Here is a 15,999-nt window from a genome sequence, read left to right as displayed (position 1 = left end):
TTTTGGATATACTTTCGCAGATCAAATTTCAAAACGTATATTTACCATTAACAATACCCTTATATAAATGACAGGTACCAATACCTCTGCAAAGCGAAACATATCTATCGACTATTTACGGGGCCTTGCCGCAACCGGTATCCTTTGTTACCACATGTACCTGTTCAACTTTGGCGAAGCCGATTCGTCATCCATATTAGCCAAGATCAAAATTTACGGTGTTGCCATATTTTACGTAATCAGTGGTTTAACGCTTAGCCTTGTTTACTTAAATAAACTGCAGTTCAACAAAGCCAGCATCGGCGATTTTTACTTTAAAAGAGCCGTTCGCGTTATCCCTCTGCTATGGCTCGCCACCATTTTACAGGTATTGATCGACTCTAACCACGGTTGGCCACCCTTAAAAAAGATAGCCACCAATGTTACCGTATTCTACGGTTCATTCAAGCCCAGCACCTTTTTGGTTGGCGGCGCATGGTCTATCGGGAACGAGATCTTATTCTACCTGTTGTTCCCTTTATTGGTATGGCTCATTGTGAAGAATATCAAACTGTTCTACTTAGCCTTATTGATCATTGCAGCACCCTTCTTTTACTATACCTTTAAAGGCTTAAACCCTGCCGTAACTTTGGGCCATCAATGGGATACTTACGCCAACTCGTTCGATCAGTTCATCTATTTCGCTATCGGGATACTTTTCGGAACGTTCCAGCCGGCATTGGTCAAATTCAAAAACTATCTACCCGTATTCATCATTATATTGGTATTGTTATTTACTTATTATCCCGTTACCGGCGAACCTATCCAGTTGGTAGTGGGCCCTACCCGCATAGCGTTAAGCCTGTTAACCGTTGCCGTTTGCTACCTGTTTTACAATTGCGATTTTGAGTTTCTACCCGGCTTTATCAAGGTCATATTAAAGTTTCTGGCCGAATGCAGCTATTCGATCTACCTGCTCCACCAGATAATTTATGCAGGTTTGCAACGCTTTGTACACAGTACTCCTGTTGTTATGATAACACTAACTGTAACTCTTACTTTAATTTTAAGTTACATTAGTTACAATTATTTCGAACTTTTTTTCATGAATTGGGGTAAAAGGTATGTACAGAAAAAACGCGCCGATAAACTGGTAGCTTCCTCATTTTAATATGGAACTTTACCTTTTACCGGTTGCCAACTACAACCAAATGAAGAAGAAGTACCTCATTGTCCTTGTCCTGCTTTTAATATCAGGTGCCGTCGCTTTCAAAGCATACAGGCATTTTTCAAAAAACAACCATAACATTGCCAATGCTATTATAGGCAACCCCGTTCCATCAATGGTGAGCAAGTATGCGGTTAAACCAAATGCTATCCGCAACATGTTTGGCATCAACTGCTACGAATGGAACTTCCTGAACGATCCCAATAACAATAACGACGCGAGCCACATCTACCAGCCCAAAATGGCTGTGATCAAAAGCTTCACCGGTGTTCGCCATTATATGGACTGGAGCAAAATAGAAGCTACCGAGGGCAGTTATACCTTTAACCCCACAAACAACGGCGGCTGGAATTTTGATGCCATTTACCAGGGCTGCAAAAACGCGGGTATCGAAGTATTGGTATGCCTTAAAACCTGCCCCGGCTGGTTAGTAAAAGACTTCCCGCCTAATGAGCGTGATGCCGAAAACGTTCCGGCACCTTACGGGATGAGCCACAGCGACCCGGCATCCTACATAGCACAGGCCCGTGCGGGCTTCCAGTTCGCGGCACGCTACGGTTACAATACCAAAGTTAACCCAGCCCTGGTTAAAGTAAGCACCCGCCAACGCTGGAATGGCGATCAGGTTAACGAACTTAAAATAGGCATGGGCCTCATCAAATACATTGAGTGCGATAACGAGCGCGATAAATGGTGGAAAGGCAAAAAGGCCCAGCAAAATGGTAGCGAGTACGCGGCCAACCTATCCGCCTTTTATGATGGTAATAAAGGCAAACTGGGTAAAGGCGCAGGCGTTAAAAATGCCGACCCGGGTATGCAGGTTGTCATGACCGGCCTTGCCACAGCCAACGTAAAATTTGTGGCCGATATGGTAGAATGGTGCAAACAAAACCGTGGCTATAAACCCGATGGCAGTATAGACTTATGCTTTGATGTGATTAACTACCACTTTGCCCCTAACGACCATAAATCGCATGTTAACGACCAGGCTACACGTGGCCTTGCGCCCGAACTAAGCGAAGCCGGCGCAGTGGCCGATGGCTTTGTATCACTTGCCAACAGCCTCAAACAGCACCCTCCTGTATGGATCACCGAAACGTGTTATGATATTAACCCCGGCAGTCCGCAAAGGGTTATGGCAATCGATGGTAAATCAGCAGTAGAAGTACAGGGCGATTGGTTATTAAGAGCCGCATTGCTCTACAACCGCCACGGCATTAAACGCGCCTTTTACTATCAGTTGTTTGATGATAATACAAGCGCCATTCAATACAGCACGTCTGGTTTGGCCGACGAAAAAACGCTTGAACGCCGCCCCGCTGCCGATTATGCCCTGCAGGTTACCAAACTAATGGGTAACTACGAATACAAAGCCACCATCAGTCAGGATCCCTTAGTTGATGTATACCAGCTCGGCAGCAAAAAAATGTACGTACTGCTCATACCCGACGAAAAGGGCCGAACAGGCAACTATACACTCGATTTAGGCACAGCCAAAAACATCATCATCCATCCATTAAAAATTGGCGACTCCGCTATGGAAAGCATCAAAGAACCAACCACCAACGGCAAATTCAACATGCCCGTAACCGAAACACCAATATTTGTAGAAGCAGAATAACCAATGGACTAATCAGAGGGGGATTAAGGGGGGAATTATTCGACTTATTCAATCCCTCAGTCATTCAATCCTTCACTCACTCACACCTTCAATCATTATAAAGAGGGGGATAAAGTAAGAATATTTCAATCAATCAAACGACATCTTTATAATCGTTATCTTCTGTCAATACAAAGATAATCAACTAATTGTTCAAACTGAAATACCAAACTTACCACACCAACCAAAATAACTAAGCTGGCTTAACCGGGCTTCCTATCCAATCCGTTTCCGGCGATAAGGTCTCCCCCTTCATCACCAGCGAAAGCGCGTCAATATTACAATCGTTCCCAATATCGCTGTCATACAAAATAATGCTCCTTACGGCGATGCTCGTTCGCGATCCGATCTTAACCGGACCGATCTTCATCACCCTATCCTCAAACAAATGCGTTTGCGGACCGCAATCTTCATTCAATGCAACATCATCACCCATCGTAATCATATCATGCTCGGTAAAGTCCGTTGTATTCAGCCATGCCCTGTCCCCTATCTTCACCCCCATCAGGCGTAAAAACATCGGTAACCAAGGTGTCCCCCTCAAAAAATCCAGCAAAAACGGAACAGCCAAAGCTTCATAAGTGGATGTTACCGCTTCGCTCCGCCATACCAACCAGGTCCACATGGGCTTTTGGCGAGGGGTATATTTACCGATGAATACCCATTTCAGCAACATGGTCAGCATAAAAGCAGGCACCCCCATATAACACAAATAAAATAGCGGAAACTCAACAATGATCTTCCACAGAGGCTCGTCAATAATCAGATCGTGAGCGTATGCGATAAACAACACCGTAAAACAAATAATAGCCGTTTCCGGCAGAATGATCCGGATAAACTCAACAGTTCCACGGGCCAGCCTCCGGCGCTTTTTAGGTGTGATAGTTAACTCATCCGGATAGGTTTGGCTACCCTGCCTCCTCGGCATCCCAATAGCCGGTGAACCAAACCAATCGTGTGTTTTGCCATCTTCCAATTGCTCTTTACTTGGTGGTGTAGAAAGTACCCCAACCAGCATATTACTGGGCAGTTCATACCCTTGCGGGATGAGTGCGCTATTACCTACAAAACTGCTATCGTTAATAATGGTCTTCTCCAATATCAATTGCTGCCCGCGCACATCGGCCTCACCCAAAGTAACGGCATCGGCAATAAAGGCGCCCGAACCAATTTCCAGCAGCGGGTGTGTTACGCTACTCGCGGTAGATACCTCGGTATTCTTACCCACCTTCGCACCAAGCAGCCTGAAAAACGTAGATACATATACACTCGCGAAAATAGGGTGCAATACGATCAAACATAACGACATCAATTGATCGGCCATCCACTTGCGCACATATAACATACTGTAAATAGGGTACTTGCCCGGCTTAATACCGCGCTGCAATATCCGCGTCAGCAAAATGGTTTCAAGCGCGAACAGTACAATATAAACCGTTGCCAGTACCGGCACTAACCACAAATAAGTAAAATCGTAATCATCGGCAGCGTTATCCAGTTTATTAACCGCTATAATGGTTGGGATAAGCGGCAGCAAAATAATGAACGGAAACGCGAACACCATCAGCATAAATATCACCACATACTTACGCCGCATCCCGCGCGACGTAAACAGCGGTTGCGGCAAGTCTTCTATCTTCTTGGTTTCCTTTAATTGCGCCGGGCTGCCATGCCAAACCTCCCCCGGTTTAATCACCTTCCCGGCCGGTAAATGGCTCAGGTCCTGCAACTCCGTCCATGCTTCCATCCTCGCCCCGCCCGATATCACGGCGCTACTACCTATATAAGCGTGATCACCAATATGTATGCTTCGTAACTTAAGCATCCCATCCTCAACAAAAGCGTTATTCAATACTACTTGTGAGCTAATGCTCACATCGACACCAATGGTCACCAGATCTTCGGCCCCGATAGTTAACGAACTCAGTTGCGCGTCGGCCGCTACCGTAACGCCCAGCAATCGCAAAAATTTAGGGTAAAGCGGCGTACCGTTCAAAAACTGAACCGGCAATATATCCATCATCTTTTTCACAAACCACCAGCGGAAATAATACCCTCCCCACAACGGATAATCGCCCTCCTTCATCTTACCAATAACCGCCCATTTAGCACCAATGGCCACAGCCGTAAACAAAGGTGGAATAATGCAAAACAGGGCAATGGCTATCAAAACCCCATAACCAATATTATCAGTTTCCTGCTCTGTATAGTAGTAACCTAAATAGGGAGCAAATATCTCCACAGCAAACATCCCGTAAATAATTCCCAATGCCAGTGTTTGTCCAAACCAGCATAGCAAATATTTCCAGGTCTCTATTTTAAAATAGGTACGTTGTTTCTTTTCGGTTTTAACATTGGCTTCCCAATTCTCTATCAGTTTATCAAGCGGACGGTGCAGGTATATATCTTTTAATGATGCCTGCGGAATACCGGCATCCCGCCTCAACCTGGATACCAGCGAAGCAGCCAGCAAAGAGTGCCCGCCCAGGTCATTAAAAAAATCCATCGATAGGTCTATCGGCCTGTTCGGGAATATCTTATTCAAAATAGCCAAAAACCTATCTGCCACCGGGGCATTCATATCCAATGTTTCCTCAGGCCCGTTATCATTAATCGTTAAAGCTTCCGGTACAGGCAATGCCTTGCGATTGATCTTTCCGCTTGGCATCCTCGGCATTTCGGGCATAGCCATAATCACACTCGGCACCATATAAGTAGGCAGTACCTTAGCCAGCTCAGCACGCAAAACGGTTTCTTCAATATCCGATGCATCTTCCGGTACAACATAACCCACCAAATGGTCGGTCCCGTTGCTATCCTTTTTAACCGCAACAGCCGCCGAAGCAATTCCAGCCAAACTGTTCAGTTTAACTTCAATCTCACCCAGTTCTATCCTAAAACCCCGCAGCTTGATCTGGTCGTCAAAACGGCCCTGCACATCAATGCTACCGTCTTCATTAATAATAGCGGCATCGCCACTGCGGTATATCATTTCGCCCGGCATATCAACCAATGCGGCTGGCTTGGCAACAAACTTCTCTTTAGTTAGTTTAGGCAGTTTTACATAACCATTAGATAATCCCGGCCCGCTAATTACCAGTTCGCCACGCTCACCACGCGGCAAAGGGTTCAGTTGCTCATCAACCACAGCCAAATTGTAATTAGGTAAAGGTTCGCCAATGGTAATAATATCACCAAACTTTAAAGCGGCAAAGGTTGCGCTCACCGTAGTTTCGGTGGGCCCATAACTGTTATAAAAGCGCCTTTCGGGCTTGGCCCAACGTGCCAGTACCTGCGGCGTGCAAGCCTCGCCCCCAGCATTAATAACGCGGATATCCGGATTATTATCCTCCATTACAGCCAGCAAACTGGGTACGGCATGCAATATGGTTATTTTCTGGTCGCGAAGTACATCGCCCAATTCATCAATCGCCTTAGATGTTGTATTATCAGCCACCCAAATGGTAGCGCCTGCAAAATAGCTCACCCAGGTTTCCTCGCACCACATATCAAACGATACCGAAAAACCTTGATAAACTTTATCCGCGGCCTCAATATGTAAAACGGTTTGTTCGGCACGCACCAACTGGCAAATTTGCCTGTGATTTATAGGTATCCCCTTAGGCGTCCCCGTACTACCCGATGTGTACAGCACATAGGCCCCATCATCAGGTTGTGGCCCTTCCGGTATTGCAATTATGGTTTCCGTAGTTGGCCTTTCGGCGATAGTAAACAACGGGCAGGTTAAATTAAGCGGCTCCATGCTAAAGCAGGCATTGGCGCCCACTTCGGTCATCACAGTTTCAACCCGCTCGGCAGGTATTTCCCGGTCAACCGGAACATAGGTTGCCCCGGCTTTAATGATACCCAAAATGGCAACATGCAGTTCAAGCCCACGCCGCCACCAAACACCCACATGGTCGCCGCGCTTAATCCCTTTACCGGCCAGGTCGGCCGCAACAGCATCGCTCCAGCGGTCAAGCTCGGCATAGCTTAATGTTTCATTACCGAATATCAGTGCGGTTTTATCCGCAAAATTCGCCGCAGAAGTTCTGAATAAAACAACCAGTGTTTCTTCCAAAAGCAAATCCGGACGTACAGCACCTTTAACAATACTGATGCTACTCATAAATATATATTCCCGTGGTTATTTATAGTTTAATTGGCACTAATCAGACTTACAATTATAGTCATAGTTTAGCGTGATGCAATCATTCTCTAAATTAAAAATCGCTTAAATTACTGCCCATTCCCAACAGGTAAATCAACTAAGTTGTTCTGCTATCTGGTTGAAATTATTTACTCTTTACACAACTACGCAATCTCGTAATTACTAATAATACAAAATGCGCTTTGCCTTTTGTGGATAATATTGAAACATCCTATATCGCTTTGTCGTAAACAATAAAAATTATGACCTTAAACGATAATTAATTACTACTTTAACATTAATGTAATTGAACAATAAATAAACACGGTTTTATTTACCTGGTTTACACACCACAACAACATCTTTTATAAAATAAACGCCCTATTAATAACTAATAAATATTAATTTTTCATTTTAGTATAAAACAACTACTTATATTAGTAATTTTCCACATGTTATGGCTTGGTATAACTTATGCCATATTAACATTGGTTAATCCGTTTTAATTATTTATGTTTAGTTAATTTTAGAATAACTATTTTGATTATTTAAAATTGATGTAAATTGAGCTTAAAAGCCAGTCAGCATCGTTTTATTATACCCGAGTGAATGAAGACACAAATACTTATAGTTGATGATGATTTGAGCATCCTTAAGCTCTTAAATTTCATCCTGTCAAAAGATTATGATCTGATCATAAAAAACTCAGGATTAGAAGCCCTGAGCTGGCTCGAAGAAGGTAACGACCCAGGTTTGGTTATTTCCGATCTGCAGATGCCTTATATCGACGGGTTAACCTTTGTTCGTAACTTAAAAATAAGTGGTTATTATAAAGATACTCCTATCATTGTTCTTTCTGGAGCCGATAATCTTGAAGATCTTGTAGGCGAAATGCCTTTCAGGATCGATGCTTTTTTGCACAAACCATTCAACCCAACTTCTTTAAAAACCGCTATAAGCAAGGTATTAAGTATATATGATGAGCCCGAATACACCAACCAACTGGGATAGTTCAAGTCAGGCACAGAACAAGGTTGCATACGTTAGTTCTGATACCGAAGAACATTTGGTTGGCGAATTAAAACAACATTTTTTTGTTAAGCACCTGGTATCTTTCAACGCCTTTGAAGATTATTTATCAGAGCAATCTATATTAACCCTCCCCGATATTTTATTAATGGAGGTTGATGAAGATGAGTACTGTTTTACCCTGGTCGAAAAGATCAAAAAAAACCCCATGTTACATGGTTTACTCATTGTATTGCTGGCCAAAACGCCAAACAAAACCTGGAAAAATAAAGCCCTGCATTTAAAGGTTAATGATCTTTATACCTATCCGTTGCCAATAGATCACCTTTGCGAGCGCCTTAACTTCCTCATCAAGTTTAAACTCATCCGCCCAAAATTGTCGGAACTTTTAAACCAGGTTGATGTTGAATACAAAATGCCGTTAAGCAAACGTTTCTTTGATATCGTATCGGCAAGTGGCGCTATTTTACTGGCTTCACCGGTAATGTTAGTTGTCGCGCTTGTCGTAAAATTCGACTCAAAAGGGCCAATGATCTATAAAAGTAAACGTGTAGGTACCGGTTACAAGGTATTTGATTTTTACAAATTCCGTTCCATGCGTACCGATGCCGATCAGATGATAGCCCAAATGTCGGACCTTAACCAATACAGCGCCGAAGAAGAAGGCAGCTCAAAAGCGGCTTTCGTGAAGATCAAGAACGATCCGCGCGTTACCAAAGTGGGTAACTTTATTCGCAATACCAGTTTAGATGAGCTTCCGCAATTATTTAATATTTTAAAAGGAGATATGTCTTTAGTTGGCAATCGTCCACTACCTTTGTACGAAGCAGAGATGTTAACTTCTAACGAATGGTCGATGCGTTTCCTCGGTCCTGCCGGCCTAACCGGCCTTTGGCAGGTAAGTAAACGCGGTAAAGAAGATATGAGTGAGCGCGAAAGAAAGAAATTAGACAACTTTTACGCGCAAAATTATTCGTTCTGGCTCGACCTAAAAATTCTTTTAGGAACATTTCCTGCCTTGTTCCAAAAAGAAAAAGTTTAATTTGTACATGAAAAAAAATCTGGTTTATACATTATCACTCATTCTGCTTTTATTACCCCTTACTAAAAGCCTTGCCCAAGAGAGTATAATGAACGATATTGACTACCCTTTTTTGCAAAAGCTCATTAACTCTGCCAAGCAAAATTACAGCGCAGTCAAAATACGACAGGCCCAGGTTGATATTGCAAAAACCACCTATAACCAAACCAAACTGGCTTGGTTTGATGGCTTATCTGTTTCATACGTATATAGCCCTGCTAATGCCATTAACCTAACATCAAATAACAATATATCATCAGGCACATCTACCGGCAACACGGTAAACCCCAATATATTTCAAGGTTACCAGGCTGCTGTTGCTGTAAATTTTGGTAGTATTTTGCGTAATCCATCAAACACAAAAAATGCCAAAGCCAATTATAACATTGCCCTGCTTGAGCAGGAAGCGCTTTTAAACTCACTTGAAACCCAGGTTAGAAAACTTTATTTAACCTATGTTCAAATGAATGCTACTTTACGTATCCGCACTAAAACAGCTCAGGATCTGGCCATATCGCTCAACCTTGCCAAACGCCAGTTTGAAAAAGGAAACGAAACTGTAGAAAATTATACCCGGGCAACAACAGCTTTTTCCGAAGTTAACCAGGCCAAAATAGAGGCTGAAGTAGCTGTGCTCAATGCCAAAACAGCGCTCGAAGAGATTGTGGGGAAGAAATTAGAAGAAATAAAATAAATGGAATTAGCTGATTTTGTTGCCTTATTAAAACGTTATAAGCTTATACTCATAATTGTTCCGGTACTAATGGTTGTGGTTTGCTATTATATGGTACGCAACCTACCAGATAGCTACGTATCACAAACACTTATTGCAACAGGTATAGTTGATCAGTCGCAAAAATTACCCGATGTTGCAATCGATCAGGAGTCTCAGGTTTTTATCAAGTTCAGCAACCTCATCACCATGATGAAAATGCAAAAGGTACAAAACCAGGTTTCATACCTGCTGATACTGCATGATCTGACAAGTGATGTGCCTTTCCGCAAACATAGCAAGCTCTTTCATGATCTGGTTCCGAGTGCAAAGCAGCACGCCATTGATGTTTTTACAAAAATGTATAACACCCACGGTGCACTGCAAACTTATGATGTAGATCAGGCGGGTTTAAATCAGTTAATATCATCTATGCATTATGATATGGGTTCGCTATTAGCCAAAACCGTGATATATCGTAATGAGAATAGTGATTTTATCCAGGTAAGTTTTGAATCAGAAAACCCACAGCTTTCTGCTTTTGTAGTTAATAAACTGGTAAGCGAGTTTATTACTTTCCAGGGCGCTAATGATAAGCAAAGCCATGGTAAATCTATTCACTTGCTGGATAGTTTGATGCAGGATAAGAAAAAATCAATGGATGTAAAGAATGATTCATTGAAAAAATATAAAATTGACAATCATATTTTAAATATAACCGATCAGGCATCAAGCTTATACTCACAAATAGCCGATTATCAGGGCCGCCAACAGTTAGCCGAGCAGCAAATAGCCGCCAACAACAGCGCCATTAATAATCTGAACGATAAATTAGGGCCAACCGATAGGAATCACGCCCTCCCGGCTAAAATCATATCCAACCGGGAAGCTCTAAAAACATTTACCGACAGGCTAATAAAAAGCGGCTACAACCCTTACTATAAAGCAAAGGTTGATTCGATACAAAGCATACTAACCGACCAGATCAGTGAATCAGTGTCTCAATCTGCAGATAATCCGCTATCTACCAAGCAAAATTTAATATCACAAAAATTACGGTTAGAAATTGATCGCGATATTGCAAAAGGAAGTGTCCCAACTATTCACGCCGAATTGGCAAACCTCAAGTCTCAGTTAGATAAATTAGTACCTTTTGAGGCCGTGATAGAATCCCTTCAAAGCGGTATTGAACGCGATAGCAAAGACTATCTTGATATATTAGGAAAATATAACCAGGCTACCACTGCCAACGAGTTTTCCACAAAAATACGTCAGGTTGATATGGCCATGCCGGGTGGCCCTGCACCATCTAAAAAAATGCTGCTTACTATAGGTGCAGGTATAGTTACCGAGATAGTGCTCCTTTTGATCATGTTCATCTTATTTTATCTTGACGATTCCATTAAGCAACCAAAAGCATTGGCCAATAAAAGCGGCCTGCCTGTTTTAGGTCACCTTAACGTGATCAAAGGCACCACGCTCGATCTGCGTAAGATCTGGGATATAGAAAACCGGAGTAAAATGCAGCAATTTAAAGATTTGCTTCGCTCTATCCGTTTTGAGATCGATCAGGAATTGCATGGCAACAAAATACTGGCCATAACCAGTTTAGGCGATGGCGATGGTAAAACGTTACTGGCTATCAGTTTGGCTTACTCCTACTCCATCATCAACAAAAAAGTATTGCTAATTGATGGTAACTTTAGTAACCCAACCATCAGTTCCACCGTACAACCTAAGCTGTTTATCGAAGATTATTTCAGGGACGATCCCGATTATAGAGATGTTATCCTAAACACCAACATTAGTGTATTAGGTAATCAGGGTAACGATATCACTTTATTAGAGATCGAAAACGAAAGGATCATTCAGCAAAAATTTTTGAAACTGAAATCAATGTATGATATCATCATTATCGAAGTTCAGGATATGGCAAAAATGAACAAGGCTAAAGAGTGGTTATTATTTGCCGATAAAACCATAGCTGTGTTTGAAGCCAATCAAAAACTTGATGATTCTAAATTGGCATCAGTTAAATATTTTAAAACGTTGGGCACAAGGTTTGCTGGCTGGGTATTTAATAAAGCAGCCTCTCAGGAAAAGTAATTATTACATATGATCGAAGTTATTCTATCAGATATATGGATCGTTGTCCAGGTTATAATTGGCTTTAATCTGGTGTTTCCGCTTGTGCTGTATTTATTTTACAGCATCGTTAAAAAAAGTGATTCGAAACAAAGCACCATTTTACCCCCCGAAATTGATTACGGTATTATAGTAACCGCTTACGAGCAAACACATACCTTGCCCGCAGTAGTAAAATCATTGCTGCAACTTAACTACAGCAACTATGTAGTTTATATTGTTGCCGATAAATGCGATATCAGCAATCTCAGTTTTAGCGATGAACGCGTAGTTCTATTACGCCCCGAAGAAACATTAGCCAGTAACACCCGCTCGCACTTTTACGCTATTAACCGTTTCGTTCGCCCGCACCAATGTTTAACCATTATTGACAGCGATAATTTGGTTGAACCCGATTACCTCAACCGCCTCAACCCATGGTTCAATAAGGGTTTTAAAGCCGTACAAGGTATCCGCGAAGCCAAAAATTTAGATACCACTTTTGCCTGTTTAGATGCCGCCCGCGATATCTATTATCATTTTTATGATGGTAAGGTACTTTTCGGCGCAGGTTCATCGGCAACACTGGCAGGCTCCGGTATGGCCTTCACAACCCAGCTTTACCGCGAATGCCTGGAGCATTTGGATATAACCGGTGCCGGGTTTGATAAAGTTTTACAAGCCGCCATCATTAACCGGAATGAACGCATTGCCTTTACTATGGATGCCATAGTTTATGATGAAAAAACATCCAAATCAACCCAATTGGTAAGCCAGCGCTCTCGTTGGATAAATACCTGGTTCAAATATTTCAAGTATGGTTTTGGTATGATAGGCCGCGGCCTGATAACCTTTAACCGTAATAAATTTGTATTTGGTTTAATACTGGTAAGGCCGCCATTGTTTATGTTCCTCATCTTATCCGTAGTATTTGCCTTTATCAACCTGTTAACCGGCAATCTTTTGGCTTTTGGCTTATGGATGGCGGGCTTGTTGATATTTGTATTGGGCTTCGGCCTGGCACTGGCCTTATCACATACCGATAAAAAGATCTACCGATCGTTGGTTAACATACCTAAATTTATGTTTTTGCAAGTGCTATCGTTGTTAAAAATATTTACACCACAAGGTAATAATGTAGCAACCAAACATTATGTTGAAACTCATATTGATGATATAAACCAACAAAAATGAGAATCGAACCGGTAAAGAACGAAAAAGTAGATCGGTTTAAAGATCTTACACCAACACATAAAATGACCCGTAAAGTAGCTATTGCCCTGGCATTTGTTGGTGTATTTGTATGGCTTTTCAAGATCATGTTTTAGTAAATGCGTGTCGAAACAGACCATGTTCAAAATATAAACCCAAACCGTAATAAAGGGTTCTGGAGGGGAATCATATTGGGCAAATTTTCGGCGCCGCTGGTTATTGGTTTTGCCCTGATACTCTCACTACTGCTGGTATTCTCAATGTCGGGTGGTAATTTAATTCCAAGCGTACTCTTTATTGTGGCTATGGTAGGCATTATCACCGTTTGTGGTGTAGTTGCTTATCCCCGGTTCGGTATCATTGTATTATTTCTGGGTGCATATCTCCTCTTTGTTCCGCTAAAATTCCCCATTGATTTCCCTTTAGGAACATTGATGGATCTGTTGGTCTATCTGCTTATTCTTGGTTTCTTTTTCTCGCAAAAAGTAAAAAGGGATTGGAAGATCTTTGCCGACCCACTATCTATCCTGATATTAGCCTGGATACTTTATAACCTTGCCCAGGTTGCAAACCCTGCATCCATTTCGGGCCAGGCCTGGATGTATACCATCCGCAGTATAGCCGGGATACTATTAACTTACTACATTTTTGTTTTCCAGATCAGGGAAACTTCTTTTATCAAATTAATTTTCAAACTCTGGATCTGCCTTGCGTTTATTGCCGCTTGTGATGGTTTTAAGCAAGAGGTCTTCGGTTTTTTCGACTTCGAAAAAACCTGGCTCTTCTCTGATCCTGGCCGTGTTGAACTCTATTTCCAGGGTGGCCACATGCGCAAATTCTCCATCATGGCCGATCCTGTTGCCTTTGGCTACAACATGGCTTCGGCCGCAACCTTATGCCTCGCCCTGGCATTTGGCCCCATCAAAACATATCAAAAAGTAGTCCTGGTAATTCTGGCATGTTTCTTCTTATTCACCATGCTATTTTCGGGCACACGCGGGGCCTTCCCTTTAGTACCGGCTGCCTTAGCTTTATTCGCTGTGTTAAACTATAATAAAAGGGTATTAATTTTTTCATTAGTGGTAGGGGTACTATTTGTATTCATGATATTTGTGCCAACCAGCAACCAAAATATATTAAGATTTCAAACCGCCTTCCGCCCCAATGAAGATCAGTCATACAAGGCTCGTAAAATTAACCAGGCTCGTATCCGGCCTTACATCCGCTCGCACCCTATTGGTGGTGGCTTAGGCGCAACCGGGGTTTGGGGGCAACGTTTTGCACCTGGCTCTTTTCTGGCAAGTTTCCCTCCCGACAGCGGTTACGTTCGTGTAGCGGTAGAAACAGGTATCATTGGTTTGATCATGATCTGTACATTGATATTTGTGGCGCTACTAACCGGGATCAATAATTTTTATCTCATTAAAGATCCCGAACTTAAAAACTACTGCATGGCGGTAACCATGGTTATTTTTGCTTACAATGTGGGTAACTATCCGCAAGAGGCTATTGCACAGTACCCATCGAGTGTTATCTTCGTTCTTTGTATCGCTTTAACCCGTGTTACTAAAATATTGGATGATAAAAAACAACTGCAATTAGCTGCTCAAACCGATGAAGGACAATCTAATTGAAGGCAGGGATATCATTATAGTGGGCCAGCAACCCTGGGACACCGAAATTGGCAGCAATTGCAAAAACATCGCTTTGGAATTCAGCCGGAATAACCGTGTACTCTACGTAAACTCTCCGCTGGATACCAAAACCCTCATGACCACAAAAGACGACCCGCGCACCCAAAAGCGACTGGCCATTATCCAAAAAAAGCAAAATGGCTTAGAACAAATTGCCGATAACCTGTGGACATATTATCCCGATGTTAAAATAGCATCCATCAATTGGATGAAACCCACATCGGTTTTCAGTTTCTTTAACAAGATCAACAATAAAAAATTCGCGGCATCCATCCAAAATGCCATTAAACAGCTTGGCTTTAAAAACTATATCCTTTTTAACGATTCGGAGATGTTCAAAGCCTTTTATTTAAAAGAGTTTTTACACCCGGATGTAAGCATCTACTACTCCCGCGATTATATGTTGGGTGTTGATTACTGGAAAAAACATGGCGCAACGCTGGAGCCGCAATTAATGGCCAAAAGCGACCTCTGTTTAGCCAACTCAACCTACCTGGCCGATGTTTGCAGACAATACAATTCAAAATCATATTACGTTGGTCAAGGTTGTGATTTGAGCCTGTTTAGCCATACCGAAGGCTTTGGCATTCCCGATGATATCCGGATGATCAAAAACCCGATCATTGGTTATGTTGGCGCCTTACAAAGCATCCGTTTAGATATGGATCTTATCGCTCACATCGCCACCAAACGCCCTGATTGGAGTGTAGTACTGGTTGGCCCCGAAGATAATGAGTTTAAGGCAAGCAAGCTGCACGATATACCTAACATCCACTTTTTAGGCTCAAAGGATGGCTCAATGTTACCCGCATACATCAATATCTTCAACGTATGCATTAACCCGCAACTGGTTAACCCGATAACCATCGGTAACTATCCGCGCAAAATAGACGAGTATCTGGCTATGGGCAAACCCGTAGTGGCAACCGCAACCCGTGCTATGGAAATATTCGATAAACATACCTATCTTGGGAAAGATAAAGAAGACTATGTAACCCTGATACAAAAGGCCCTGGATGAAGATAATGCCCTATTGCAACAAAAGCGCAAGGATTTTGCTGCATCGCACACCTGGGAAAACAATGTTGCCGAAATTTACCAAGCTATAAATACCTTTAAACAATAAGCCC

Annotated in this window: 11 protein-coding genes; 10 read left to right on the top strand and 1 reads right to left on the bottom strand. The window is 42.4% G+C overall.

Annotation, left to right across the window (positions count from 1 at the left end; translation table 11 throughout):
- Positions 1–67 precede the first annotated feature (67 nt).
- Together ABIN91_RS08015 and ABIN91_RS08010 are read left to right on the top strand one after the other, a co-directional pair.
- A complete protein-coding gene (locus ABIN91_RS08015) occupies positions 68–1,150 on the top strand; it encodes an acyltransferase (RefSeq protein WP_348050298.1) in 1,083 nt (360 codons plus the stop codon).
- Between the two features lies 1 nt (position 1,151).
- Positions 1,152–2,828, top strand: coding sequence for a hypothetical protein (locus tag ABIN91_RS08010; RefSeq protein ID WP_348050296.1), 1,677 nt, complete (start codon positions 1,152–1,154; stop codon positions 2,826–2,828).
- A 232-nt stretch (positions 2,829–3,060) separates the two neighbouring features.
- Here the strand turns inward: ABIN91_RS08010 and ABIN91_RS08005 are convergent, their stop codons facing one another.
- On the bottom strand, positions 3,061–6,996 hold the full coding sequence (locus tag ABIN91_RS08005) for a Pls/PosA family non-ribosomal peptide synthetase (protein ID WP_348050294.1): 3,936 nt from the start codon (positions 6,994–6,996) through the stop codon (positions 3,061–3,063).
- A gap of 630 nt (positions 6,997–7,626) precedes the next feature.
- Here ABIN91_RS08005 and ABIN91_RS08000 point away from each other — a divergent pair.
- From ABIN91_RS08000 to ABIN91_RS07965, 8 genes are read left to right on the top strand one after another with little or no spacing between them, the layout of a single operon-like run.
- Positions 7,627–8,028, top strand: a complete 402-nt coding sequence (locus tag ABIN91_RS08000) for a response regulator (protein ID WP_348050292.1) — start codon at positions 7,627–7,629, stop codon at positions 8,026–8,028.
- Positions 7,994–9,088 (top strand): sugar transferase, encoded by a 1,095-nt coding sequence (locus ABIN91_RS07995; protein ID WP_348050290.1) that lies wholly within the window; start codon positions 7,994–7,996, stop codon positions 9,086–9,088. Before ABIN91_RS08000 ends, ABIN91_RS07995 begins: the two co-directional genes overlap by 35 nt.
- Before the next feature lie 7 nt (positions 9,089–9,095).
- Positions 9,096–9,821 carry a TolC family protein gene (locus ABIN91_RS07990; protein ID WP_348050288.1) on the top strand — a complete coding sequence of 242 codons (726 nt, stop codon included), beginning with the start codon at positions 9,096–9,098 and terminating at the stop codon, positions 9,819–9,821.
- Positions 9,822–11,945, top strand: coding sequence for an AAA family ATPase (locus ABIN91_RS07985; protein ID WP_348050286.1), 2,124 nt, complete (start codon positions 9,822–9,824; stop codon positions 11,943–11,945).
- A 9-nt stretch (positions 11,946–11,954) separates the two neighbouring features.
- A complete protein-coding gene (locus ABIN91_RS07980) occupies positions 11,955–13,157 on the top strand; it encodes a glycosyltransferase (RefSeq protein WP_348050284.1) in 1,203 nt (400 codons plus the stop codon).
- Positions 13,154–13,291 carry a hypothetical protein gene (locus ABIN91_RS07975; protein ID WP_348050282.1) on the top strand — a complete coding sequence of 46 codons (138 nt, stop codon included), beginning with the start codon at positions 13,154–13,156 and terminating at the stop codon, positions 13,289–13,291. Before ABIN91_RS07980 ends, ABIN91_RS07975 begins: the two co-directional genes overlap by 4 nt.
- A 3-nt stretch (positions 13,292–13,294) precedes the next feature.
- Positions 13,295–14,809, top strand: a complete 1,515-nt coding sequence (locus ABIN91_RS07970) for an O-antigen ligase family protein (RefSeq protein ID WP_348050280.1) — start codon at positions 13,295–13,297, stop codon at positions 14,807–14,809.
- Positions 14,790–15,995: a glycosyltransferase gene (locus ABIN91_RS07965; RefSeq protein ID WP_348050278.1), complete on the top strand. Its 1,206-nt coding sequence runs from the start codon at positions 14,790–14,792 to the stop codon at positions 15,993–15,995. The genes ABIN91_RS07970 and ABIN91_RS07965 overlap by 20 nt, the downstream gene beginning before the upstream one ends.
- The last annotated feature ends 4 nt before the right edge of the window (positions 15,996–15,999 follow it).

Origin of the sequence: Mucilaginibacter sp. (assembly GCF_039921305.1) — a bacterium.
Lineage (GTDB): Bacteria > Bacteroidota > Bacteroidia > Sphingobacteriales > Sphingobacteriaceae > Mucilaginibacter.
This window is presented reverse-complemented; position numbering and strand designations above follow the sequence as displayed.